The organism is Massilia putida (assembly GCF_001941825.1).
Classification (GTDB): Bacteria; Pseudomonadota; Gammaproteobacteria; order Burkholderiales; family Burkholderiaceae_D; genus Telluria; species Telluria putida.
This window is the reverse complement of the sequence record NZ_CP019038.1, coordinates 4,126,037-4,150,432: the sequence shown is the minus strand read 5'-3', so window position 1 is coordinate 4,150,432 and position 24,396 is coordinate 4,126,037. Positions and strand designations below refer to the sequence as shown.

Here is a 24,396-nt window from a genome sequence, read left to right as displayed (position 1 = left end):
GGGGACCAAGCGGCCTGCCCTCGGCACGACCCATTGAATAGTCATGGCGTCCGCGACCGGGGCCGCGGACGCCGGCATCACGTTACAAACGCCAGACGCAGTAACCGGCCTCGCGGATCCGGTTCGGATCGAACTGGGCCTTCACGTCGACGAAACAGCCGCCTTCGTTCAGCTTGGACTGGAAATCCGTCAGCGAGCGCGCCAGCACTTCCTTGTGCGGAACCGCGACGATCAGCGCATCGGCCTTGGGCAGGTCTTCCCAGCTCTCCAGCTTGATGCCGTACTCGTGCTGGGCTTCGTCCGCCTCCGCCACCGGATCGTGCACATGCACTTCCACGCCGTAAGACTGTAGCTCGTACACGATATCGGCGACCTTGGAATTGCGCAGATCGGGGCAATTTTCCTTGAACGTCAGGCCGACCACGTTGACCTTCGAGCCCTTGACGTGGAAGCCGGCCGAAATCATCGACTTGACGGTCTTCTCCGCCACGAACTTGGCCATGCCGTCATTGATGCGGCGGCCGGCCAGGATCACTTGCGGGTGGTAGCCGATCATCTCGGCCTTGTGGGTCAGGTAGTACGGGTCGACGCCGATGCAGTGGCCGCCCACCAGGCCCGGACGGAACGGCAGGAAGTTCCATTTCGTCCCGGCGGCCTTCAGCACTTCCAGCGTGTCGATGCCGATCTTGTCGAAGATGATCGCCAGTTCGTTCATCAGGGCGATGTTCAGGTCGCGCTGGGTGTTCTCGATGACCTTGGCCGCTTCCGCGACCTTGAGGCTGGACGCGCGGTGCACGCCGGCCTTGACGACGGTCTCGTACATGGCTGCGACACGGTCCAGGGTTTCCTGGTCGTCGCCGGAGACCACTTTCATCACGTTGGTGAGCGTATGTTCCTTGTCGCCCGGGTTGATGCGCTCGGGCGAGAAGCCGACGTGGAAGCCGTCCTTCCACTTCATGCCGGAGAATTTTTCCAGGACGGGGATGCAAACTTCCTCGGTGGCGCCCGGATAGACGGTCGACTCGAAGATCACGATCGCGCCGCGCTTCATGTGCTTGCCGACGGTTTCGCTGGCGCTGATCAGCGGCGCGAAGTCGGGCACGTGGGCGATGTCGACGGGAGTCGGGACGCCGATCAGGATGTAATCGGCCTTGGCCAACGCAGCCGGATCGGTGGTGACACTCAGGTGATGCGCTGCACGCAATTGTTCAGTCGACACCTCCCCGGCGGGATCCACAAATTTCTTGTAGCTTTCGACCTTTGCCACCGACAAATCGAACCCGATCGTCGGGCCGATCTTGCCGAACTCGACAGCCAGCGGCAAACCTACATAACCCAATCCAACTACTGCGATGACCTCGTCTGGCTTCATATTGATTCCGTCCGCTTGTTTGCTATTACGATAACTTTTGATTAGCACGGAAACGTCTGCCTGCTCGACAAGTTGCCCTGTCTTCCTGACAGCGGCGGCCTATATCATCAACAGTTGCAGAGCATCGCTCACGCTGCGGTAGTCAACCTGATCTTCACGAATCCTCACCGCCGTGCTGATGAGATAATAACATTTTATCGATTACAAGTTAGCAACAAGACATACCGTGCGCATGAAACGAAGCGCTCCGAGAACAGCAGAATAAGTGGGTGCGGTCGAAAGAGGCAAGCACTACCTTATTCAGATGAGCTGGAGTGTTGTAAGCATGGTTATTGAACGCTCGTAACTTGTCGTAATGGCATGCTTGCAGGGTAAATCGGCTCGTCGCTGCCGTCCAAATCGAGAAACGCGGCGCGCCCCGTCTTGCTGCGCTCGCGGTTGGCGCGAACCGCCGCCTTGTCGATACCCGCCAGCAGGCGGGCCTTGGCCAACTGCAGTTTGACGTCCTGCGTGTTGACGCGCGCCAGCGCATAGACGAGGTGGGCGAACACGGACACCCATTCGCGGCCGAACGAAAAATTCGCGTTCGGGTTCGAGCTGCGCGCGATGACTTCGCGCCGGAAAGTTTCTCCCGACTCGAAGAATTTGCTGGGCGGGCGCTGTTCGCGGTCGTGATAGATGCGCGACGTCGGCAGGACACCCAGCTTGAGCTTGTGGAAGTGTAGACGTTGCGTGTAATTGTCGTCCTCGCCGTAATGGAAGAACGACGGGCTGAAGCCGCCCACCCGTTCCAGGCATTCGCGCGTCATCGACCAGGCGGCGGCATTCACGAAGCCGACGTCGTATACGTCTTTCACACGGCCGAGGTAGATATCCGAATACAGGCCCCGGCACTTGTTCGGCCCGATGTAATTGGAAAAGCCATAGTCGAGGCCGTCACTGGCGCCGTTCAGGTGCATCGGGCTGATGATGCCGTAGTCCGGATGGCGCTGGTGCGCGTCGACGAGCTTTTCGACGGCGTCCGGATCGATCCAGGCGTCCTGGTTAAGCAGGAACACATAGTCCGCGCCGCGTCGATAGGCCAGTTCCATGCCGATGTTGTTGGCCTTGCCGAAACCGTGGTTCTTGCCCGTATTGACGATCTCGACTTCCGGATAGTCGGCCGCGATGCGGGCCAGCGTGTCGTCCTGCGAACCGTTGTCGATCACGATCGTATGCAGTGGCACAGTCGACTTGCGCAGGCTCGAAAAGCATGGGGTCACCCACTTCGATCCGTTGTAGGTCACTATGATCACGAAAACCTTGGCGCTCATCGTCGTCCTCTATGAAATGGAAATCGGTGCCGGACGGCGTCGCGGCACAGCGTCGAATGTTGACACAAGTGCAGCAAATCCGAAAGGCAACGGACACTACCATATGCGCGGACGTTGCAGCGCACAAACGGTGGGGATGGCGGGGGAAGGACGGAAGGCATGGCGCGGCTGGCGGGGATCGAACCCACGACCCTTGGCTTCGGAGGCCAATACTCTATCCACTGAGCTACAGCCGCGCTGGTCGAAGTGATGCGAAGGATACAGACTTTCCCGACCGTCGTCTATGGGAACCGGCCGTCACGGCCGGAAATTGCGTTTCCATTAAAAGTCTTTGCGTCTATAATCGGCCGGCGGCATTGCATTTGGATAAGCATCCCGTAGGGCAGAAGCAGGTTTTTTTAATTTGTATTAAGGAAATCATGAGCGACGCACACACCGAACACACTTCCTTCATTCGGACTCCCAAGCAGCTGATCATCGCAGTAGCGGGTTTTTTCCTGGTCATCGTCATCGGCATCATTCTGCTGGTGATCTTTGCCACCAACAAGCCCCTGGGCGGCGCCGGGTCCGAAAGCCAGAGTGCGCAGGCCATTGCCGCGCGCGTGCGCCCGGTGGCCGAGGAAGGGTTTGCGTTCAAGGATGCGAATGCGCCCAAGGTTCTGCAATCGGGCCAGGCCGTGTATAACGCCGTGTGCGTGGCCTGCCACGGCACGGGTGCGGCCGGCGCACCGAAAGCCGGTGACGCCGGCGCCTGGAGCGCCCGCATCGCCCAGGGTTACGACACGCTCGTCCAGCACGCCGTACAAGGTATCCGCGCCATGCCGGCCAAGGGCGGCAATCCCGATCTCGACAATATCGAAGTCGCACGCGCGGTCGCCTACATGGCCAACCAGTCGGGCGCCAAGTTCAAGGAACCGGAAGCGCCGGCGCAACCAGCCGCAGCTGCGGCAGCGCCTGCAGCGCCCGCAGCGAACGCCACACCGGCACCGGCCCAACCGGCAGCAACGCCGGGCACGCCGCCCGTCGCCGGGGCCATCGCGACGCCGGCCGTGGCCGGCAACAACCAGGCCGGCAAGGCCTTGTTCGACGCGACCTGCGTGGCGTGCCACGGCGCCGGCATCGCCGGCGCGCCGAAATTCGGCGACAAGGCGGCCTGGGCACCCCGCATCGCCCAGGGCACGAATACGCTGTACCAGCATGCCATCAAGGGTTTCCAGGGCAAGTCCGGCATGATGCCGCCCAAGGGCGGTTCCACGGCACCGGATGCCGACGTGAAAGCCGCCGTGGACTACATGGTCGCGGCAGCGAAGTAAGCCGAAAAGCCGTCCTGCGGGACGGTTTTTTTTATGGTAACGAATCAAATGAGGAATGACGTGTCACCGTTGTACACCCCCGTAACGCGCAACCCGGCCTTCCCGCCGGCCGGCCTGTCGATCGCATCCCTGCTGCTGGCCATGGCCGGCACGGCGGGTGCCGCCACCTTGTCGGTCGGCCCGGGCAAGACCTATGTCTCGCCCTGCGCTGCGATTACCGCCGCCAAGGATGGCGATACCATCGAGATTGTCGGCGACTGGACATACAGCGGCGACGTCTGCGCCATCGCCCACAACAATCTGACCATCCGCGGCGTACAGGGTCGCCCGACCATCGACGCCGCCGAACGCAACCACGGCGGCAAGGGGACCTGGGTCGTCATCGGCAACAACATCACGGTCGAGAACGTCGAGATGAAGGGTTCGAAAGTACCGGACGGGAACGGCGCGGCGCTGCGCCTGGAAGGCACGAATTTTACGTTGCGTAACGCGTTCATTCACGACAACGAAAATGGCATTCTGAGCGGCGTCAATCGCGCCAGCAATGTGGTGATCGAGCACAGCGAGTTCGGCCACAACGGCAGCGGTACGGGCCAGACGCACAACCTTTATATCGGCAACGCCAAAAGCCTGACCTTCCGCTACAACTATTCGCATGACGCGAATATCGGGCACAACCTGAAGTCGCGCGCGATGTTCAATATGATTGCGTACAACCGCTTCTCGAGCACGCCACCCGGCAAGCCCGGCAGCACGGCCAGCGGCAAGCCGTCGTACGAAATCGACTTGCCGAATGCCGGCACGTCCTACCTCATCGGCAATGTGATCGAACAGCCGGCCATTAACGACAATTCAAACATCGTGGCGTATGGAGAAGAAGGGGCAATCAATCCCGGCCAGGATTTATATGTCATCAATAACACCTTCTTGAATGACTTCACCAGTGGCACGTTCTTGTTTATCAGCGGCAAGGTGTCGACACCGGCCCTGATTCAAAACAATGTATTCGCAGGCCCCGGCACACTGACTACCCAGTCCAGCGCCATCCAGAAAGACAATCATCGCCTGGAAAAACCCGGGTTCATCGACCGTGCCGGCCTCTCGCTACGGCCGCTTGTCAATGACATGGTCCAGAAAGCGGGCCCGGCGGCGGATCCGTGGTCCAGCGGCCTCGAGGTGAAAGGTGCTGCCCACAAAGGCCGTGCGCAGGACGCGGCCAGTCGTTGAGCCGGCTGCCGCTCATCGCGCAGCGCCCCCATCATTGACGCGTATACGCAACAATTCGCATCCGTAAGCGTTTTTCCCGCTGATTTTCATCAAAAAAGTGAAATCAGCGGGCTCATGCATAAACGCTACCATCTCTTGCAAAATTCCCACTGTTGATTTGCTGCCTTTAAAACCCAAAGTTTCATAGGGAGAAGAAAAATTGGGTTGAGGAAACACAAACGACTTCGGTCTGAAGAAAATTTTCAAGAAGTCATCAAGATGGAATTTTTGTCATGAATAATCCTGGGCAATGCAGCAACGACCTTGTTCAAGGTCTTTTTAATTGAACAATTGCTGTTACATCTTGTTACAAGCCACGGTTCACAAACCTCGTATTCTCCATCTTGCCACTGGGAATTACTTCCCACACAGAAACTTTACGAGGAATTTCATGCACACTCTGCGTACCCATTCACTCCTGGCTGCCACCGTTATGATGGCCTTCGCAGGTGTGACCTCCGCTTCCGCAGCCACGCTGTCGGTCGGCCCAGGCAAGACCTATGCCAAACCGTGCGCAGCCATCGCTGTCGCCAAGGATGGCGACGTCATCGAAATCGCCGGTAATACCACCTACAGCGGCGACGTCTGCAGCATCAATCGCAACAACCTGACCATCCGCGGCGTCAACGGCCGTCCGAAAATCGATGCGGCCGGCAAGAACGCCGCCGACAAAGGTATCTGGGTCGTCAACGGCAATAACCTGACGGTCGACAACGTCGAAATGTATGGCGCCAAGGTCATGGACGCCAACGGGGCCGCCTTCCGCCTCCAGGGCACCAATTTCACGCTGCGTAACTCGTTCATCCACGATAACGAGAACGGCATCCTGGCCAATCCCAACACGAACAGCGACATCCTGATCGAGTACACGGAATTCGGTCACAACGGCAACGGCACGGGCCAGACGCACAACCTGTACATCGGCCACGTGAAGAGCCTGACGTTCCGTTACAGCTACTCGCATGACGCCGACGTCGGCCACAACCTGAAATCGCGCGCGAACACGAATATGATCGCGTATAGCCGCTTCTCGAGCACGCCGTGGGGCCAAACCGGCAGCACGGCCAGCGGCCAGCCGTCGTACGAGATCGACCTGCCGAACGCCGGTACCTCCTACATTATCGGCAACATCATCGAACAGCCGGCAGCGAACCAGAACGCGAACATCGTGGCCTACGGTGAGGAAGGTGCGGTCAACATCGGTAGCGACCTGTACGTCATCAACAACACGTTCCTGAACGACTTCAACGATGGCGTATTCTTGTTCGTCAGCGGCAAGGTTCCGACCCCCGCGGTGATCCAGAACAATATCTTCGGTGGTATCGGTACCCTGACCACCCAGGCCAGCGCCATCCTGAAGACGAACTACCGCAGCGTTGCGCCGGGCTTCGTCGATCGTGCCCACTGGGACCTGCATCCGACCGCCAGCGCGCTCGTGATCAATGCCGGTTCGGATCCGGGCAAGTCGGCTTCGGGCGTGTCGCTGACGCCGGTCGCGCAATATAAAGACAACGCTTCCGGCGAAGCGCGCCCGGTGATCGGCCAGCTCGACATCGGTGCTTATGAAGCGACGGGCGATGCGGCGAACGCACCGGCCGTCACCTGGACGGCTTGCGGCGGCGAAGGCGCGACCTGCTCGTTCAGCGGCACGCGTGAAGTCCGCTACGGTGCCAACGGTTTGTATACGTCGAAAGTGATCAGCGGCTCGACGCCGTGCACCTCGGCCGTGTTCGGCGATCCGGTGCACGGCGTGCCCAAGACCTGCAGCTACTCCAGCGCGACCACGACCGCGGTGTCGGCTCCGGTGGCGAGCACGGCGTCCTGGATCCCCTGCGCCGGGGAAGGCAGCACCTGCACGTTCAGCGGCACCCGCGAAGTCCGCTACGGCGCAAACGGGTCCTTCGTGACGAAGACTTTCACCGGTTCCGTCGTGTGCTTGAATTCCTCGTTCAGCGATCCGGCAAAAGGCCAGCTCAAGTCCTGCAGCTACTCCAGCAACACGGTCGCGACGTCGGGTTCGGCCGGCACCGCGCCCACGGCCACGGCCCCGGCACCGGCACCGACCGATGGCGCCTGGAGGACGTGCGCGTCCGAGGGCGGTGTCTGCTCGATCTCGGGCACGCACCAGGTCCGTTATGGCCTCAACGGCAATTACGCGATGAAGACCGTGACCGGTCCGGTGGCCTGCACGAATGCCGTTTTTGGTGATCCGGCGTACAAGATGCCCAAGACTTGCAGCTACAAGTAACAGTCACGCTCACTACTGAAAACGCGGCCTTGTGCCGCGTTTTTTTTGCGCTGTTTGCGTTACGTGTGGAATCTTTTCGGCATCCCACGGTCAAACGGTCGACCTGAACCGTTGAGCGGAACTACCATGTAAACCCGGCAGGTCAAACGATTGCTCAAGCGCATTTCCGAGCTGACAGTCCGCCAGCGTGAACGACTGCCAGCACTGCCGCCACCTCCCCACTCTCCGGCACGCCGTTGGCCCGACTCCGTCTCGATCTCCACGCCGGCAGTCTTCTCACGGCGGCACTGGCAAGTTTGCTCTTTTGCGCAAACAGCACCTTTGTTCGCTGTGCCTGAACTTAACTGTCCGTAATTACCGCCAAAACAACGTTTTCGCGGAAAATAGTTTCCAGGCCTGAACTTTTTCTGTAAATTCCGTGTGCGTGTTAGTTGTAGGCACAAATTTGCCCGCAAAAAAAATGCAGCGTGCACGCAACATCGGCTTGATTTCGAAAATTTTTTTTGAAGTCATTCTGATAACGCCCGCGCCCCCAGCACTTACCAGACAGATATGCATGTTGTCACTCTCGCTCTGTCGGTAATTTTTCACCGGAAATTACATTCCATAGGGAAAGTCGGTATGCGGAGCGTTTTTTCTTGCAGCCAGTGCTAGAAAAATTGACCAGTAAATGTTCTTTAGTTCTACTAAATAACGCTAAAAGGAACATTAATTAACCTTTTTTCAGGTTTGCCTGTTCGTTATTCTAGGTTACAATTCGTTACAAACCGTCGATCTCAAACCTCGTATTCTGCAACTTTCCAGCAGGAATTAACTGCTGACAGGAAATCCGCTTACGAGGACATCGACATGCAACAACTGCGTCAAACCGCATCGCGCAACACCCACTTCTCCGCATCGCGTATGACTGCTGCCGTTCTGCTGGCATTCGCAGGTGTGACCTCCGCTTCCGCAGCCACGCTGTCGGTCGGCCCGGGCAAGACCTATGTCAAACCGTGCGCAGCCATTGCTGCTGCTCAAGACGGCGACGTCATCGAAATTACCGGTAACACCACCTACAGCGGCGACGTCTGCTACATCAACCGCAACAACCTGACCATCCGCGGCGTCAACGGCCGTCCGAAAATCGACGCGGCCGGCATGAACGCCGGCGGCAAGGGCACCTGGGTCGTCGACGGTAACAACCTGACGGTCGACAACGTCGAAATGTATGGCGCGAAAGTGCCGGACGCGAACGGCGCCGCCTTCCGCCTCGAAGCCACGAATTTCACGCTGCGTAACTCGTTCATCCACGATAACGAGAACGGCATCCTGGCCAACGCGAACACGAACAGCGACATCCTGATCGAATACACGGAATTCGGCCACAACGGTCACGGCGACGGCCAGTCGCACAACCTGTACATCGGCCACGTGAAGAGCCTGACGTTCCGCTACAGCTTCTCGCACGACGCCAACATCGGTCACAACCTGAAATCGCGCGCCAACACCAACATGATCGTGTACAGCCGCTTCTCGAGCCTGAACCCGGGTGAAACGGGCAGCACCGCGGCCGGCATGCCGTCGTACGAGATCGACCTGCCGAACGCCGGTACCTCCTACATCATCGGCAACATCATCCAGCAACCGGCTTCGAATTCGAACTCGACCATGGTGGCCTACGGCGAGGAAGGCGCGACCAACATCGGCAGCGACCTGTACGTCGTCAACAACACGTTCCTGAACGATATGGGCAGCGGCGGTACGTTCCTGTTCGTCAGCGGCAAGGTCCCGACCGCAGCCCTGGCCCAGAACAATATCTTCGGTGGCGTGGGCACGTTCAGCACCCAGTCGACGACGATTGACAAGAACAACTACCGTTCGGCGTCCCCGAGCTTCGTCAACCGCGCCACTTATGATCTGCATCCGACGAGCGCGCTGATGATCGATGCCGGTTCCGCTCCGGGCCTGTCCGCCACGGGCGTGTCGCTGGCGCCGGTCGCGCAATACAAGGCTGTCGCCAGCGGCGAAGCACGTCCGGTGGTCGGCCAGATCGACATCGGCGCGTACGAAGCGACCACCGCGCCGACGACTTCGACGGCGACGTCCTGGACGGCCTGCGCGACCGAAGGCGGTACCTGCACGTTCAGCGGCACCCGTGAAGTCCGCTTCGGCGCGAACGGTGTCTACACGTCGAAAACGATCACGGCTTCGACCCCGTGCACGACCGCCGTGTTCGGCGATCCGCTCCACGGCGTCCCCAAGAGCTGCAGCTACGCCAACACGACCGCGACGACCGCGGCACCCACTTCGACGACGCCGACCTTTACGGCCTGCGCCAGCGAAGGCGGTACCTGCTCGTTCAGCGGCAAGCGTGAAGTCCGCTACGGCACCGCCACGATCTACACGTCGAAGGTGCTGACCGGTCCGGTGGCCTGCAACAACACCACGTTCGGCGACCCGGTACACGGTCAGGTGAAGTCCTGCTCCTACTCGAGCGTGACGCAGTAATCGTCCAGCATCAAAAAAAGGCCGCGAATATCGCGGCCTTTTTTATTTGCAGCGTGGCGCTTACCAGATGATCACGCGATCCTGCGGCGCCAGGTACATCTTGTCGCCCTGCTTGACCTTGAAGGCATCGTAGAAGCCCGGCTGGTTGCGCAGCGTGCCGTTGGCGCGGAACTGGCCCGGCGAGTGCGGGTCGGTCTTCACCTGGACGATCTGCTGCTGCTCGCGCATCTTCGTGCGCCACACCTGCGCCCAGCCCATATACAGGCGCTGTTCGCCGGAGAGGCCGTCAATCACCGGCGCCTTCTTGCCCTTCAACGAGATCTTGTAGGCCTTGTAGGCGATGGCGAGACCCGAGTTGTCGGCGATGTTCTCGCCCAGCGTCAGTTCGCCGTTCACGTGGTAGCCCTTGATCGGCTCGAACTGGTTGTACTGGTTGACCAGCATCTGCGTCTTGGCCTTGAAGTTCTTGTGGTCCGTTTCCGTCCACCAGTCGCGCAGATTGCCGTCGCCGTCGTACTGGGCGCCCTGGTCGTCGAAGCCGTGGCTGATCTCGTGGCCGATCACGGCGCCGATGCCGCCGTAATTGACCGCGTCGTCCGCGTTCGCGTCGAAGAACGGTGGCTGCAGGATCGCGGCCGGGAACACGATCTCGTTCATCTCCGGGTTGTAGTACGCGTTGATGGTCTGCGGCGTCATGCCCCACTCGTCGCGGTCGATCGGCTTGCCCAGCTTGTTCAGTTCGCGGTTATACTCGACTTCGCGCGAACGCATCACGTTGCCCACCAGGTCGTCACGCACGACGACGAGGGCCGAGTAATCCTTCCACTTGTTCGGGTAGCCGATCTTGGGCGTGAACTTCGCCAGTTTGGCCTGCGCTTCCTTCTTGGTCGCGGGGCTCATCCAGTCCAGCTTGTCGATGCTTTGCTTGTACGCGGCCAGCAGGTTCTTGACCAGCGCTTCCATGCGCGCCTTGCGCTCCGGCGGGAAGTATTCGGCGACGTACAGCTTGCCCAACGACTCGCCCTGCGAGTGCTCGATCGCGCCCACGCCACGCTTCCAGCGCGGTTCCATTTCCTTCACGCCCGACAGGGTCTTGCCGTAGAAGTCGAAGCGCTCGTCGACGAAGGCCTTGTTCAGGTAGTTCGCATAGGCGTCCACCAGGTGCATCGTCAGGTAGGCCTTCCAGGTGTCCAGCGAGGTCTTGTTGGAGATCTCGGCGAAGCCCTTCAGGTAAGTCGGCTGGCTGACGATCACATACGTCGTCTTGCCGGCGATGCCGGTGGCCTCCAGGTAGCGGTTCCAGTCGTAATCCGGCGCGACCTTGACCATGTCGGCCAGCGCCACCTTGTTGTAGGCCTTGATCGGGTCGCGCAGTTCGACCTTGGTCCACTGTACCTTGGCCAACTCCGTCTCGAAGTCGACGATGGCTTTTGCATCGGCGGCGGCGTTCTTGTCGCCGGCCATGGCCAGGGTCTTCTCGACGTGCGTCAGGTACTTGGCTTTCGCATTGGCCAGCTTGGCGTCGTCGGCCTTCAGGTAATAGTCGCGGTCGGGCATGCCCAGGCCGCTCTGGTAGATGTCGGCGACGTACTTCGTCGAATCCTTGTTGTCCTGGTGGATGCCGAAGTCGTACGGCACGTTCACGCCGATCTTGCCCAGATGCGCCAGCAGCGCGGGCAGCTCGGACTTGTCCTTCAGGGCGGCGATCTTCGCCAGTTCGCTACTCAAAGGCGTGATGCCCAGTTGCTCCAGCTTCGCTTCGTCCATGAAGCTGGCGTAGTAGTCGCCGATGCGCTGGGCGTCCGTGCCCTTGGCCGGATTGCCGGCGGCGGATTTCTCGATGATGCCGCGCAGCTGCGGCAGCGTGTCGTCGCGCAGCTTGGCGAACGAGCCCCAGCTCGACTTGTCGGCCGGGATCTCGACCGTCTTCATCCACTTGCCGTTCAGGTATTCATAAAAATCGTCCTGCGGACGCACGGCCGGATCGATGTATTCGGTGGCGATGCCGGCGGCCAGGGTCTGGCCCTTCTTGATGGCCGTGTTCTTGGCGGCGGCGCCTTCCGCCGCATGGCCGGCGTTGGCGAACAGCGCCAGGGTCAGGGCGCTCAACAGGTAGTGCTTCTTCATCTCTTCATCTCCCGTGGGTTGTTATGGGCGTGGGATGGCAGGAATCGGCGGAGGTACCGCCGATCGGAATTATCGCTGATGGCGATGGTTTTGTTACCAAATCGTTACCAGATCGTGACGCGCTGTTCCGGCGGCAGATACATCTTGTCGCCTTCCTTCACGCCGAACGCCTCGTAGAACGCGGCCTGGTTGCGCAGCGTGCCGTTCGCGCGGAACTGGCCCGGCGAATGCGGATCGGTCTTGACCTGCACGATCTGCTGGGCCTCGCGCATCTTCGAGCGCCAGACCTGGCCGAAGCCCATGAAGAAACGCTGGTCGCCGGTGAGGCCGTCGATGACGGGCGCCGGCTGGCCGTGCAGCGAGATCTTGTAGGCCTTGTAGGCAATCGCCAGGCCCGAGTTGTCGCCGATGTTCTCGCCCAGCGTGAGGGCGCCGTTGACGTGGTAGCCCGGGATCGGTTCGAACGCGTCGTACTGCTTGACCAGCATGTCGGTCTTGGCCTTGAAGCGTGCCTGGTCCTCGGCCGTCCACCAGTTGCGCAGGTTGCCGTCGCCGTCGGACTGGCTGCCCTTGTCGTCGAAACCATGGCCGATTTCGTGGCCGATCACGGCGCCGATCGCGCCGTAGTTCGCGGCGTCGTCAGCCTTCGCGTCGAAGAACGGCGGCTGCAGGATCGCGGCCGGGAACACGATCTCGTTCATGCGCGAATTGTAATAGGCGTTCACCGTCTGCGGCGTCATGCCCCACTCTTCGCGGTCGATCGGCTTGCCCAGCTTGTCGATGTTGCGGTTGTACGCGAAGGTCGCGGCGCGTTCCACGTTGCCGACCAGGTCGTCGTGTTTGATCTTTAAACGCGAGTAATCACGCCACTTGTTCGGGTAGCCGATCTTGGGCGTGAACTTCGCCAGCTTGGCCTGGGCTTCCTGCTTCGTCTCGGGTCCCATCCAGTCGAGGTGATCGATCGATTCGCGGTAGGCGGCCAGCACGTTCTTGACCAGTTCTTCCATGCGCGCCTTGCGCTCCGGCGGGAAGTACTTGGCCACGTATTCGCGGCCCAGCGCCTCGCCCAGCGCGCCTTCGACGACCGACACGCCGATCTTCCAGCGCGGACGGTTGACGTCCACGCCCGTCAGCGTCTTGCCGTAGAAATCGAAGTCCTCGTCGACGAACGCCTTCGACAGGTAAGGCGCGTATTCGCGCAGCAGCTGCCACTGGAAATAGGCCTTGACGGTCTCGAGGTCGGTATTCGCGAGGATCTGGTCGAGGCCTTTCAGGTAGCTCGGCTGGCCGACGATCACGTAGTCGACCTTGTTGGCCACGCCGGCCGCGCCCAGCGCCGCCTTCCAGTCGTAGCCCGGCGTCAGTGCCGTGAGCTGGGCCACGTCCATCTTGTTGTAGCTCTTGTTCGGGTCGCGCAGTTCGACCTTCGTCCACTGCGCCCTGGCCAGCTCGGTCTCGAACGCGACGATGGCCTGCGCCTTCGCTTCCGCGTCCTTGTCGCCGGACAGTAGAAGGATCTTCGCGACGTGCGTCTGATACCTGGCCTTGGTGGCGGCCATCTTGGCGTCATCCAGCTTCAGGTAGTAATCGCGGTCGGGCATGCCCAGGCCGCCCTGGCGGATATAGGTGGCGTACTTGGTGGACTCTTTCGCGTCCTGTGCGACGCCGATGCCGTACGGGGTCGCGACGCCGATCTTCGACAAGTGCGCGACCAGCTCCGGCACGCCCTTCTTGTCCTTCAACGCGCGGATGCGGGCAAGCTCGCCGGTCAGCGGCTTGTAACCCAGCGTCTCCAGCTTTTTCTCGTCCATGAAGCTGGTGTACAGGTCGGCGATCTTCTGCGCGTCGGTGCCGGCCTTCTTGTGCGGGTCCTTCTGGTCGGCTTCGATGATGCCGAGGAGTTGCGGCTGCGTGTCTTCGCGCAGCTTTATGAAGGTGCCCCAGCTCGCGCGGTCCGAGGGGATCTCGGTCGTCTTGAGCCACTTGCCGTTCAGGTAAGTGAAGAAATCGTCCTGCACGCGTACGTTCGGGTCGATGTATTGCATGTCGATGCCGGAACTGGCCGAGGGTGCGACGGCCGGCGCGACGTTGTCGGCGCCCGCGGGTGCGAAGGCGGCCAGCATGGACAAGGTCAGGGTGCTGAGAAGGTATCGTTTCACGAAAGGTCCTTATGGGTGCGGCAAATGCGGCTTGTGGCCATCGGCGAATGTAACACGGCCCGGTTTGCCGACCTACCGGGCCGTCGTGGCAACGCTACATCTTCATTTCGTAGCGGATGCCGAGGGTGGTATAGGTGCGCGTCGCCGTCGCAGCGCTTTGCACGAGGGTGCCCGTGTCGACGCTGCGCGCGCTGTCGTAGACGCGCGGATCGAGGTTGTTCGCGGACAGGCGCACCTGCGCGTTCGCGTTCAGCTTGTACAGACCATAAACATCGAACTGGCGCTTGACGCCCGTGTACGCGGTCTCGTTGACGGTGGTCTGCACGAGCGTCGCCGGGGTCCAGTTCAAGCTGCCGCCCACCGTCAGCGGCAAACCTTTGAGGCGCCAGTCGGCGCCCACGTTGGCCGTCTGCTTCGCTTGCTGGTCGAGGCGGTTGTTCGGGCCGGGAATGCCCTCCACGTTCGACCAGTAGCGGCTGTAGTTCGAGCGCACGTCGACGTTCGGCGCGCCCGCGTACACGTCCGTCAGCGGGAACTTCGCTTCCAGTTCGATGCCTTCCGTGCGGGCACGGCCGACGTTGATGGGCGTGGACACCCAGCGCGGCCCGCTCGCCGTCTGCGCCAGCACCGTCGTGCGGCGCTGCAGGTCGTCGATGTTGCGCGCGAACGCGCTGGCGGACAGGATGCCGCTCTTGCCCACATAGTGTTCATACGCGACGTCGATGCCGGTCGCGAGTTCCGGCTTCAGGTTCGGGTTGCCCGTGCGGTCCGGACGCGTGGCGTCGTTGTAGGTGGAAATCGTCGGCACCGCGATCAGGTCGTTCAGCGCCGGCGCCTTATAGCTGCGCGTGACGCTCGCCCGCACCTGGTCCTTGTCGTGCTCGGGAATGCGCCACACGCCGTGCAGCACGGGGCTCCAGACCTTCGACATGTTCTTGATGTCGCCGCGGCCGGCCGCCGCTTGGTCGCTCGTGATACGGATGCCTTCCCAGCGCAGGCCGAGATAGGTGGAAAACTGCGGCGTGACGTCCCACTCGTCCTGCACGAACGCGGCGACGCGGCGCGAATCGGCCGCCAGCGATGCCCCGCCGCCGTCGAACAGCGCGGCCGAATCGCCGGCCGCCACGTGCTCCTGGCTGCGGTGGCCGCCCTCGATCTCCCAGCCGGCCGCGAACAGGTGGCCCTTGCCCATGGGGCGCGTGTACTTGCCGCCCGTGTTCAGGCTGCCGTCGCGCGTCGCGTCGCTGTCGACGTAGCGCATCAACGGGCGCCCTTGCGCATCGTAGGTGTTGCGCAGCACGTCGCTGCTGCTCCTGCCACCGGCGAAGCCGAATTTCACTTCCAGGCGCGCGCCGCCATCCATGCGGTGCAGCCAGTTGCCGAAGCCGCGCAGGAAGGTCGAGTGGGAGGTCGAATCGGCGCGCTGGTGCGCGTATTCCGGCGCGATCGTGCCGATGGTCTGATCGAGCCGACTGTCGCTGCCGCTGCGGTTGCGGTTCGCGATCAGGAACGGTTGGAACGTCAACGTGTCGCCGTTCGCAAACTTGACCGCGAAACGCGGCGTGAGGAACAGCGAATCGTTGACGCCGCCGCCTTCGTCGTGGATGCGCTGTTCGCGCTGCACGGTGCCGTCGCGCAGGGTATTCAGGTTGACCGTGTCGGCGTCGTTGTGCTGGCGCGCCTGGTTGAGGGCGCCCGTCAGATTCCACGTCAGGCGGCCCGCCTGGCCCGGCACGACCACGCCCACGTTCACGCCGTGACGGCCCTGCTCGATGCTGTCCGCGACGCGCAGCTGCACGTCCTTCTGGCGATAACCCTCGCGCAGGACGATGTTGATCGTGCCCGCGATGGCCTGGGTACTATGTTCGGCTACGGGACCGCGCATGACCTCGATGCGCTCGACCTGGTCGGGCGCCAGCGCGTCCAGCGAAAAGCCCGGCGGCGGGCGCTCGCCGTTGACGAGCATCTGCGTATAACCGTTGCCCAGGCCGCGCATGCGCACGCCGCCGCCGCCGCGTCCCGGCGGCCCGCCCAGGGTCACGCCCGGCAGGCGCTTGAGGACTTCGCTGATGCTGGTGTCGCCGTTGCGGTCGAGCTCCTCGCGTCCGAACACCATTTTCGCTGCCGTCGACAGGCGGCGCGTCTCGGTATCGTCGGCGCGCGTGCCGTTCACGTTCACTTGCTGGATGTCGGTGGCTGGGGAGAGATTCTGGCCGGACTGGGCCGATGCGTGTCCCGCCGTGCCCAGCAATGCCAGGCAGGCGATCGGGATCAGTTTACTCATGACTATCGTTGTGATCGGTTTCCGCAGCAGCGCTGCTGCATTGCTGCCTAGATAAAACCAATTCTAGCGGGGAAGGATAGCCAAAATACAGATCGGTGAAGATTTTTACTTAACGATACATCATATGCATGTCTCAGCCGCCGAGGTTGATCGAGGCGCCGCCGGGACCGCCGCCCATGCCGCCGCGGCCGTGGCCGCCCATGCCGCCCGGGCGTCCGCCGCCGCTGCCCCGCTCGCCGCCACGTTCACCGCCAGGATGCCCCTCCGGCACGACGCGCATCAATTGTTCGCCGATGAAGGTCGCCACCTGGGCGCGCTGCTTGTCGTCGAGTGCGTCGTTCACTTCCAGCCACGCTTCGCGCAGCTGCTTGTCCTCGGTGTTCGTCGCCGCGCTTTCCGCCTCGACGGCCCGGTTCAGGTCGCGCAATTCGACGTTCGGCCGCGCCACGAGCGTTTTGGCTTGTTCCTGCAGCGCCTCGCGCCGGCGCTGGCGTTCGCGCAGGATAGCCCGTGAACGGCCTTCCATCTGGTTCCACAGCGTCTGCTGGTTGGGCGTCAGGTTCAGGGATTTCCTGACGTCGGCGGACATGAACAATAAATCCTCGACGCGCATGTCCATCAGGGGCACGGCGAACGAAGGGGCGGCGCTGCCGATGACGAGCGCGCACAGGCTGGCGCGGGCAAACCGGGTCATGATCATCCAAGGCTCCAGGCATAAAAAAGCCCACGGTTGGGGAACCGTGGGCAAAGACCACTTCAAGAGTGGAGAGAGAGAGAAACTGATAAGAACTATAAGCCCCTGCCCTCACCCTGTCCGGGCACTTTACAAATACTTACGCGCTGTTTGTCGGGGGATACAAGGATTTACAGGATCCCGGAGTTTGTATTGACGAACTGATCGAACATGCCATGACGGTGACCGGCGTACCATTGAGCTCCGCCACGTCGATAGGTTGATAGCCGATCCGCTGGTACAGCGTTTCGTTATGTGGGGTGAACAGGTAACCGCCGGGAACCCGAGGCGGGCCGCCTCACAGGCGATATGCAGCGACAGCGCGGATGCGATACCGCGTCCCCGGAAAGCGGGAGGAACGACGACGGTCGACAACCAGGGCGTCAAGTGCGGATGCGTGATCGTCCTGGCCAGCAGCGTCGCGGCGCAGCCCAGCATGCCGAATTGGTCCAGGACGAAGGCGGCGTTCGGCCACGCGACGATGCCCGCGCCGATATTCGAATCGGCATCCCGCCGTTCATGGACGGTGACGTCGAATCCTTTTAGTTTGAATGCGATCGCGCTGGCGATACCCGCCACGCCGCCGCCGAGGATGGCAATCTTCATCTGCGGCAGCTTATGACACTTATTGCAGTAATGCAAAAAAAAGGCTGCCGAAGCAGCCTTTTCAAACGAGCGCCGATCGCAGATCAGGTATTGAGCTGCTCCGCGTCGCCCAGCTTGTCCTTGTACGAATCGAAGATCTTGACGAGCGCGTCGCGCATGGAGACTTGCGGCTTCCAGCCCAGTTCCGAGACCGTGTTCTCGATCTTCGGCACGCGGTTCTGCACGTCCTGGTAGCCGGTGCCGTAGTAGGCGCCCGAGCTCGTTTCGACCAGTTTCACCTGCTTGGCGGTGTCGCGGTATTCCGGATACTCGGCGGCCAGGTCCAGCATCATGCCGGCCAGTTCGCGGATCGAGTAGTTATTGGTCGGGTTGCCGACGTTGAAGATCTTGCCGGTGGCCTTGCCGTCCTTGTTCTCGATGATGCGCATCAGGGCGTCGATGCCGTCGTCGACATAGGTGAACGAACGTTTCTGCTGGCCGCCGTCGACCAGCTGGATCGGTTCGCCGCGCACGATATGGCCCAGGAACTGGGTCAGCACGCGCGAGCTGCCTTCCTTCGGCGTGTGGATCGAGTCCAGGCCGGCGCCGATCCAGTTGAACGGACGGAACAGCGTGAAGTTCAGGCCTTCCATGCCGTAGCCCCAGATCACGCGGTCCATCAGCTGCTTGGCGCAGGCGTAGATCCAGCGCGGCTTGTTGATCGGGCCGTAGACCAGTTCCGAATTCTCCGGGTCGAATTCCGAGTCCGGGCTCATGCCGTAGACTTCCGACGTCGACGGGAAGATCAGGTGTTTCTTGTACTTGGCGGCCGAGCGGACGATCGGCAGGTTCGCCTCGAAGTCCAGTTCGAAGACGCGCAGCGGCTCTTTCACGTAGGTCGACGGCGTCGCGATCGCGACCAGCGGCAGGATCACGTCGCACTTCTTGACGTGGTATTCGACCCACTCCTTGTTGATGGTGATGTCGCCTTCAAAGAAGTGCATGCGCGGATTCGACAGCAGATCGGTGATCCGCTCCGAATTCATATCCATGCCATACACTTCCCAGTCGGTCGTCTCGAGGATGCGCTTGGACAGGTGGTGACCGATAAAACCGTTGACGCCGAGGATGAGGACTTTTTTCATTTCAGATAGGAAACATTTTCACGTATCGCCCGATTATACCACCGCGCAAATTCACGCAAGCCCGCCTCCAATGACGTCGTGGGTTTGTAGCCGACCCAGTCCTGCAGCTTGCTGGTATCGGCGTGCGTCGCCGGCACGTCGCCCGGCTGCATCGGCTGGAAGTCCAGCTGCGCCTTGACGTCGAACGCGTCTTCCAGCGTGCGGATGAAATCCAGCACCTGCACCGGCGTCTGGTTACCGATGTTGAAGATGGCGTGCGGCGGTTTGCCTTCCGGGGTCGTCGGCTTGAACAGCAAGCGGACGACGCCTTCGACGATGTCGTCGATATACGTGAAGTCGCGGTACAGCTTGCCTTCGGCGAACACGGGGATGGCCTCACCGGCCAGCATCTTGCGCGCGAAGCTGAAATACGCCATGTCCGGACGGCCCCACGGACCGTACACCGTGAAGAAGCGCAGGCCGGTGGTCGGAATGCCGTACAGGTGGCTGTACGAATGGGCCATCAGCTCGTTCGACTTCTTCGTCGCGGCGTACAGCGACACCGGCGCGTCGGTCACATCGTCCTCGCTGAACGGCGTCTTCGCGTTGGCGCCGTAGACGCTGCTGCTGCTGGCGTACAGCAGGTGTTCCACCTGGTGGTTGCGGCAGGCTTCCAGCATGTGGCCGAACGCGACGAGGTTCGCCTGGATGTAGGCGGCCGGGTTTTTCAGCGAATAGCGCACGCCGGCCTGGGCCGCCAGGTGCACGACGAGCGCCGGTTTGACGCGGTCGAACAGCGCGGCCACCTGCTCGCCATCGCTCAGCTCGACGGTCTCGCACGGCACGCCGGCCGGTTTCAACAAGGCCTCGACGCGGTGGTGTTTCAGCGCCGGGTCGTAGTAATCGTTGAAATTGTCGCAGCCAACCACGGTATACCCCATGGCGGTCAGGCGCACCGCCACCGCGCTGCCGATGAAGCCGGCGGCGCCGGTGACGAGGATCGTTCCTTGTTTACTCGCTTCCGTCATTGGGCGGCTTTCCCGGAACGGCGGCCGATGCCTTCATAGACGAGGCCGGCAGCGCCAAAGGCTTCCGGATCATAGATGTTGCGACCGTCGAACACGGCCTTCAGTTTCAGGTTCGCGGCCAGGAACGGCAGGTCCGGCGCGCGGAATTCCTTCCATTCGGTGACCAGCACGAGCACGTCCGCGCCCTCGACGGCCTGGCGGGCCGACGGGACGATGCGCAGGCGGGTGTTGCACACGTCCTCGCCGTGTTCGGCCACCAGGACGCGCTTCGCTTCCTCGCTGGCGACCGGATCGTAGGCCACCACGTTGGCGCCCGCGTCGAACAGCGACTTGATCAGGATACGGCTCGGCGCTTCGCGCATGTCGTCCGTGTTCGGCTTGAACGACAGGCCCCACAGCGCGATCGTCTTGCCGTTCAGGCCTTGCTCGCCACCGAAGAAACGCACCAGCTTCGTGAACAGCACGTTCTTCTGCGCGTCGTTGACCTTCTCGGTCGCCGTCAACAGATGCAGTTGCTGCTTGTGGTCGGACGCCGTCTTGATCAGCGCCTTGACGTCTTTCGGGAAGCAGGAACCGCCATAACCCATGCCGGCGTACAGGAAGTCCGGGCCGATGCGCGGGTCCATGCCGATGCCCAGGCGCACGGCTTCGATGTCGGCGCCCAGCAGTTCGGACAGGTTCGCCAGCTCGTTCATGAAGCTGATACGGGTGGCCAGCATCGCGTTCGCCGCGTATTTCGTCAGCTCGGCGCTGCGGATGTCCATCTCGACGAATTTCTCGTGGTTGCGGCTGAACGGCGCGTACAGCTGGCGCATCTGCTTGCCTGCGTCAAGATCGTCGAAGCCGACCACGATGCGGTCCGGCTTCATGAAGTCGTCGATCGCGGCGCCTTCTTTCAGGAATTCGGGATTGCTGACGACGTGGAACGCGACGTTCACGCCGCGTTTTTCGAGTTCGCCCGCGATGGCGCGCTTGACCTTTTCCGCGGTGCCCACGGGCACGGTCGACTTGTCGACGATCACGGCCGGCTTCGTCAGGCGCTCGCCGATGCTGCGCGCGGCCGACAGGATGTGGGTCAGGTCGGCGCTGCCGTCTTCATCCGGCGGCGTGCCGACAGCCAGGAAGATGATGTCGGCGTGGCTGACGGCGTCGTCGTAGTTCGACGAGAACAGCAGACGGCCGGCGGCGGCGTTGCGCTGGACGAGGCTGTCCAGGCCGGGTTCGTGGATCGGGATGATCCCGTCCTTCAACATCGTGATCTTGCGTGTATCGACGTCCAGGCAAAGCACGGTGTTGCCGACGTCGGCGAAGCATGCGCCAGACACCAGTCCGACGTAACCAGTCCCGATAACTGAAATTTTCATAATCTTCTACAGATTGAGGTGTTGGACCATGGGACGCCCGCGCTGCATGCCGGTTCGCCTCATGAGGGAATGGGCCGGTGGACTTGCCGCCGGGTTAAAAACTAGACGAATTTATCACAGATTTCTGACGAGCACGCTACACGTTTGCTTTTTTGCTATTAAAATGCGGCACGTTCCGCTAGATAAGGCAAGTAATTGCAATCTATTACATAATAGGTGTTACGCTGCCCCTTCCGCCCTGCGCCCATCGTCGATGAAGCTCCTTACATTCAGTTCTCTTTTCCCGAACACGGTCAAACCCAGCCACGGCATCTTTGTCGAGACCCGCTTGCGCTACCTGCTCGCCAGCGGCCAGGTCGAATCGAAGGTCGTCGCACCGGTGCCCTGGTTCCCGTCGCAGAATCCGCGCTTCGGCGATTACGCGGCCTTTTCCAAGGTCCCGCCGGCCGAAACGCGCTACGACATCGACGTCACGCACCCGCGCTACCTCGTCATTCCGAAGGTCGGCATGACGGCGGCACCGTGGCTGATGGCCCAGGCCTGCAAGAAAGAGATCGGCCGTATCATCGACGAAGGCTATGACTTCGACGTCATCGATGCGCACTACTTTTATCCGGACGGCGTCGCCGCAGTGATGCTGGGCAAGTATTTCAACAAGCCCGTCGTGATCACGGCCCGCGGTACCGACATTAACCTGATTCCGCAGTTCGCGCTGCCGAGAAAGCAACTCATGTGGGCGGCAAACAACGCCGCCGGCATGATCACGGTGTGCCAGGCATTGCGCGAAGAGATGATCGGCCTCGGCATTCCGGGCGACCGTATCGTGTCGCTGCGCAATGGCGTCGACCTGCAGCGTTTCGTGCCCATGGACCGGGCCGCCGCGCGCGCCCGGTTGGGCATAACCGGCTTCACCGTCATCTCCGTCGGCGTACTGGACCCGCGCAAGGCGCACGACCTGACGATCGGCGCGCTGCCGATGTTGCCGGACGTAAAACTGCTGATCGCCGGCATCGGACCGGAGCGCAAGAAGCTGGAAGCGCTCGCCGCCAGCCTGGGCGTGGCCGACCGCGTCACATTCCTCGGCGCCGTCCCCCAGACCGAGCTCAAGCATTACTACAACGCGGCCGACGCGATGATCCTGGCCTCCAGCCGCGAAGGCTGGGCCAACGTGCTGCTCGAATCGATGGCTTGCGGCACGCCGGTCGTCGCCTCCAACGTCTGGGGCACGCCGGAAGTCGTGGCCGCCCCGGAAGCAGGCGTGCTGATGAAGGAACGCACGGCGAAGGGCATCGCCGACGCCTTGACGGAACTGCGCCGCAACTACCCGGACCACGCTGCCACCCGCCGCTACGCCGAGGGGTTCAGCTGGGACGACACGACCCATGGCCAATTGACGTTGTTTTCGCGCATCATCAACAGCCGCGGCAGCTTGCCGGCCGGCCGCCGCGCCGTCGCCTGACGGGGTTCGCGCGCGCCCGGGCACCACGCCCGGGCCGCGAAGGTTATACTGGACCGCAGTCTCCATTCGTCCCCTCGTCCATGCGCTCCAGCTTCAAGAACGTCGCCCTCGTCACGCTCGGCGTGATCCTCGGGGTCGGCGTCACGATGCAATACTCCGCCCTGGCCCACAAGCCGGTGGACGGCATGCCCATCGAGGGCTTGCATCAGCTGGCGCATGCCTACAACACGATCAAGGCCGACTACGTCGAGCCCGTCGAGAACCGCAAGCTGCTCACGCAAGCCATTTCCGGCATGGTGGGCGCGCTCGACCCGCACTCGGCCTACCTGGACCGCAAGGCCTACCGCGAGCTGCGCGAAGGAACGGAAGGCAAATTCGTCGGCCTGGGCATCGAAATCAACCAGAGCGAAGAAGGTTATGTCCGCATCGTCACGCCGATCGAGGATGCGCCGGCCGCCCGCGCCGGCATCCACGCGGGCGATCTGATCACGCACATCGACGGCGCCGCGGTGAAGGAGATGGATCTCGACGAGGCCATCAAGCGCATGCGCGGCGAGCCGCATACGAAGGTCGTACTGACCGTGCTGCGCAAGGACGCGCCGGCGCCCTTGTCGTTCACGATCACGCGCGACGAAATCGTACAGAAGAGCGTGAAAGGCAAGATCGTCGCGCCCGGCTACGCATGGGTGCGCGTGTCGCAGTTCCAGGAGCCGACCGTCGAGGACCTCGCCAATAAACTGGCCGCCCTGGCACGCGAAGAACCGAATTTGAAGGGCGTCGTGCTCGACCTGCGCAACGATCCGGGCGGCCTGCTGCAGGGCGCGATCGGCGTGGCGGCCGCGTTCCTGCCCAAGAATGCCGAGATCGTCTCGACGAACGGCCAGCTGGAAGATTCGAAAGCGCGGTTCTACGGCAGCCCCGAGTATTACCTGCTCAGCCGCGGCAACGATCCGCTCGACAAGGTGCCGGACCTGTATAAAACGATGCCGATGGTCGTGCTGGTGAACACGGGCTCGGCGTCGGCCTCGGAAATCGTCGCCGGTGCCCTGCAAGACCACAAGCGCGCCGCCATCGTCGGCAGCCAGACGTTCGGCAAGGGGTCCGTGCAGACGATCCGCCCGCTGGCCGGCGACACCGCCGTCAAACTGACGACGGCGCGCTACTACACGCCCAGCGGCCGCTCGATCCAGGCGCGCGGCATCGTGCCCGACATTCCCGTCGACGAGAACGCCGACGGCGACGGCCTGAACGCCCTGCGCATGCGCGAAGCCGACCTGCAGCACCACCTCAAAAATGACACCAACCGCGCGCCCGAGGATGCGACGAACCACGACGACATCGAAGAGCAGATGCGCATCCTGACCGCGGAGCGCGCCCGCAAGCCGATCGAATTCGGCAGCGCCGACGATTTTCAGCTGACCCAGGCACTGCATCATCTGCAGGGCTTGCCGGTGCAGCTGTCGAAGCGCGCCCAGCCGCCCGCCTCGCTCGCCCAGCAATCGCATTGACGACGCGCTGATCCCGCACAACG

17 protein-coding genes and 1 tRNA gene are annotated in these 24,396 nt (G+C 62.0%); 6 read left to right on the top strand and 12 right to left on the bottom strand.

Features of this window, described 5'->3' with window-relative positions; translation table 11 throughout:
* Nucleotides 1-82: 82 nt before the first annotated feature.
* From BVG12_RS20645 to BVG12_RS20635, 3 genes are all read right to left on the bottom strand, one after another.
* Nucleotides 83-1,372 carry a nucleotide sugar dehydrogenase gene (locus tag BVG12_RS20645; RefSeq protein WP_075794044.1) on the bottom strand — a complete coding sequence of 430 codons (1,290 nt, stop codon included), beginning with the start codon at nucleotides 1,370-1,372 and terminating at the stop codon, nucleotides 83-85.
* A 329-nt stretch (nucleotides 1,373-1,701) separates the two neighbouring features.
* Nucleotides 1,702-2,685 carry a glycosyltransferase family 2 protein gene (locus tag BVG12_RS20640; protein WP_075794043.1) on the bottom strand — a complete coding sequence of 328 codons (984 nt, stop codon included), beginning with the start codon at nucleotides 2,683-2,685 and terminating at the stop codon, nucleotides 1,702-1,704.
* A 160-nt stretch (nucleotides 2,686-2,845) separates the two neighbouring features.
* A tRNA-Arg gene (locus BVG12_RS20635) sits at nucleotides 2,846-2,921 on the bottom strand.
* Between the two features lie 183 nt (nucleotides 2,922-3,104).
* On the opposite strand from BVG12_RS20635, the gene BVG12_RS20630 reads away from it, so the two are divergent.
* On the top strand, nucleotides 3,105-3,998 hold the full coding sequence (locus BVG12_RS20630) for a c-type cytochrome (protein ID WP_075794042.1): 894 nt from the start codon (nucleotides 3,105-3,107) through the stop codon (nucleotides 3,996-3,998).
* A 48-nt stretch (nucleotides 3,999-4,046) separates the two neighbouring features.
* On the top strand, nucleotides 4,047-5,225 hold the full coding sequence (locus BVG12_RS20625; protein WP_156895693.1) for a right-handed parallel beta-helix repeat-containing protein: 1,179 nt from the start codon (nucleotides 4,047-4,049) through the stop codon (nucleotides 5,223-5,225).
* 12 nt (nucleotides 5,226-5,237) lie between these two features.
* Here BVG12_RS20625 and BVG12_RS34155 read toward each other — a convergent pair whose 3' ends face one another.
* Nucleotides 5,238-5,471 carry a hypothetical protein gene (locus BVG12_RS34155; protein WP_156895692.1) on the bottom strand — a complete coding sequence of 78 codons (234 nt, stop codon included), beginning with the start codon at nucleotides 5,469-5,471 and terminating at the stop codon, nucleotides 5,238-5,240.
* A gap of 184 nt (nucleotides 5,472-5,655) precedes the next feature.
* Between BVG12_RS34155 and BVG12_RS35235 the strand changes: the two genes are divergently transcribed.
* Both BVG12_RS35235 and BVG12_RS35230 read left to right on the top strand, forming a co-directional pair.
* Nucleotides 5,656-7,512 carry a right-handed parallel beta-helix repeat-containing protein gene (locus tag BVG12_RS35235; RefSeq protein ID WP_229503670.1) on the top strand — a complete coding sequence of 619 codons (1,857 nt, stop codon included), beginning with the start codon at nucleotides 5,656-5,658 and terminating at the stop codon, nucleotides 7,510-7,512.
* A gap of 849 nt (nucleotides 7,513-8,361) precedes the next feature.
* Entirely contained in the window at nucleotides 8,362-10,002 is a 1,641-nt protein-coding gene (locus BVG12_RS35230; RefSeq protein ID WP_075794039.1) for a right-handed parallel beta-helix repeat-containing protein, read from the top strand.
* 60 nt (nucleotides 10,003-10,062) lie between these two features.
* Here BVG12_RS35230 and BVG12_RS20610 read toward each other — a convergent pair whose 3' ends face one another.
* From BVG12_RS20610 to BVG12_RS20575, 8 genes are all read right to left on the bottom strand, one after another.
* On the bottom strand, nucleotides 10,063-12,129 hold the full coding sequence (locus BVG12_RS20610) for a M13 family metallopeptidase (protein ID WP_075794038.1): 2,067 nt from the start codon (nucleotides 12,127-12,129) through the stop codon (nucleotides 10,063-10,065).
* A gap of 104 nt (nucleotides 12,130-12,233) precedes the next feature.
* A complete protein-coding gene (locus BVG12_RS20605) occupies nucleotides 12,234-14,288 on the bottom strand; it encodes a M13 family metallopeptidase (RefSeq protein ID WP_075794037.1) in 2,055 nt (684 codons plus the stop codon).
* Between the two features lie 94 nt (nucleotides 14,289-14,382).
* Nucleotides 14,383-16,572, bottom strand: a complete 2,190-nt coding sequence (locus tag BVG12_RS20600) for a TonB-dependent receptor plug domain-containing protein (RefSeq protein ID WP_075794036.1) — start codon at nucleotides 16,570-16,572, stop codon at nucleotides 14,383-14,385.
* 133 nt (nucleotides 16,573-16,705) lie between these two features.
* Nucleotides 16,706-17,266: a Spy/CpxP family protein refolding chaperone gene (locus BVG12_RS20595; RefSeq protein WP_075796477.1), complete on the bottom strand. Its 561-nt coding sequence runs from the start codon at nucleotides 17,264-17,266 to the stop codon at nucleotides 16,706-16,708.
* Between the two features lie 129 nt (nucleotides 17,267-17,395).
* Nucleotides 17,396-17,911 carry a hypothetical protein gene (locus BVG12_RS34730; protein ID WP_179966235.1) on the bottom strand — a complete coding sequence of 172 codons (516 nt, stop codon included), beginning with the start codon at nucleotides 17,909-17,911 and terminating at the stop codon, nucleotides 17,396-17,398.
* 83 nt (nucleotides 17,912-17,994) lie between these two features.
* On the bottom strand, nucleotides 17,995-19,035 hold the full coding sequence (locus tag BVG12_RS20585; RefSeq protein WP_075794034.1) for a bifunctional UDP-4-keto-pentose/UDP-xylose synthase: 1,041 nt from the start codon (nucleotides 19,033-19,035) through the stop codon (nucleotides 17,995-17,997).
* Nucleotides 19,032-20,042, bottom strand: a complete 1,011-nt coding sequence (locus BVG12_RS20580; protein ID WP_075794033.1) for an NAD-dependent epimerase/dehydratase family protein — start codon at nucleotides 20,040-20,042, stop codon at nucleotides 19,032-19,034. Before BVG12_RS20580 ends, BVG12_RS20585 begins: the two co-directional genes overlap by 4 nt.
* A complete protein-coding gene (locus BVG12_RS20575) occupies nucleotides 20,039-21,406 on the bottom strand; it encodes a UDP-glucose dehydrogenase family protein (protein ID WP_075794032.1) in 1,368 nt (455 codons plus the stop codon). Before BVG12_RS20575 ends, BVG12_RS20580 begins: the two co-directional genes overlap by 4 nt.
* Nucleotides 21,407-21,659: 253 nt before the next feature.
* Between BVG12_RS20575 and BVG12_RS20570 the strand changes: the two genes are divergently transcribed.
* Nucleotides 21,660-22,865, top strand: coding sequence for a glycosyltransferase family 4 protein (locus tag BVG12_RS20570; RefSeq protein ID WP_075794031.1), 1,206 nt, complete (start codon nucleotides 21,660-21,662; stop codon nucleotides 22,863-22,865).
* A gap of 80 nt (nucleotides 22,866-22,945) precedes the next feature.
* A complete protein-coding gene (locus BVG12_RS20565) occupies nucleotides 22,946-24,373 on the top strand; it encodes a S41 family peptidase (RefSeq protein ID WP_075794030.1) in 1,428 nt (475 codons plus the stop codon).
* Nucleotides 24,374-24,396 lie beyond the last annotated feature (23 nt).

What these genes read in the sequence shown, in the direction of transcription:
- BVG12_RS35235 (WP_229503670.1), top strand. Translation starts at nt 5,656, where the DNA reads ATGCACACTCTGCGTACCCATTCACTCCTGGCTGCCACCGTTATGATG.
- BVG12_RS20600 (WP_075794036.1), bottom strand. Translation starts at nt 16,572, where the DNA reads ATGAGTAAACTGATCCCGATCGCCTGCCTGGCATTGCTGGGCACGGCG.
- BVG12_RS20640 (WP_075794043.1), bottom strand. Translation starts at nt 2,685, where the DNA reads ATGAGCGCCAAGGTTTTCGTGATCATAGTGACCTACAACGGATCGAAG.
- BVG12_RS20625 (WP_156895693.1), top strand. Translation starts at nt 4,047, where the DNA reads ATGAGGAATGACGTGTCACCGTTGTACACCCCCGTAACGCGCAACCCG.
- BVG12_RS20580 (WP_075794033.1), bottom strand. Translation starts at nt 20,042, where the DNA reads ATGACGGAAGCGAGTAAACAAGGAACGATCCTCGTCACCGGCGCCGCC.
- BVG12_RS20645 (WP_075794044.1), bottom strand. Translation starts at nt 1,372, where the DNA reads ATGAAGCCAGACGAGGTCATCGCAGTAGTTGGATTGGGTTATGTAGGT.
- BVG12_RS20570 (WP_075794031.1), top strand. Translation starts at nt 21,660, where the DNA reads ATGAAGCTCCTTACATTCAGTTCTCTTTTCCCGAACACGGTCAAACCC.
- BVG12_RS20610 (WP_075794038.1), bottom strand. Translation starts at nt 12,129, where the DNA reads ATGAAGAAGCACTACCTGTTGAGCGCCCTGACCCTGGCGCTGTTCGCC.
- BVG12_RS20595 (WP_075796477.1), bottom strand. Translation starts at nt 17,266, where the DNA reads ATGACCCGGTTTGCCCGCGCCAGCCTGTGCGCGCTCGTCATCGGCAGC.
- BVG12_RS35230 (WP_075794039.1), top strand. Translation starts at nt 8,362, where the DNA reads ATGCAACAACTGCGTCAAACCGCATCGCGCAACACCCACTTCTCCGCA.
- BVG12_RS34730 (WP_179966235.1), bottom strand. Translation starts at nt 17,911, where the DNA reads ATGAAGATTGCCATCCTCGGCGGCGGCGTGGCGGGTATCGCCAGCGCG.
- BVG12_RS20565 (WP_075794030.1), top strand. Translation starts at nt 22,946, where the DNA reads ATGCGCTCCAGCTTCAAGAACGTCGCCCTCGTCACGCTCGGCGTGATC.
- BVG12_RS20585 (WP_075794034.1), bottom strand. Translation starts at nt 19,035, where the DNA reads ATGAAAAAAGTCCTCATCCTCGGCGTCAACGGTTTTATCGGTCACCAC.
- BVG12_RS20630 (WP_075794042.1), top strand. Translation starts at nt 3,105, where the DNA reads ATGAGCGACGCACACACCGAACACACTTCCTTCATTCGGACTCCCAAG.
- BVG12_RS20575 (WP_075794032.1), bottom strand. Translation starts at nt 21,406, where the DNA reads ATGAAAATTTCAGTTATCGGGACTGGTTACGTCGGACTGGTGTCTGGC.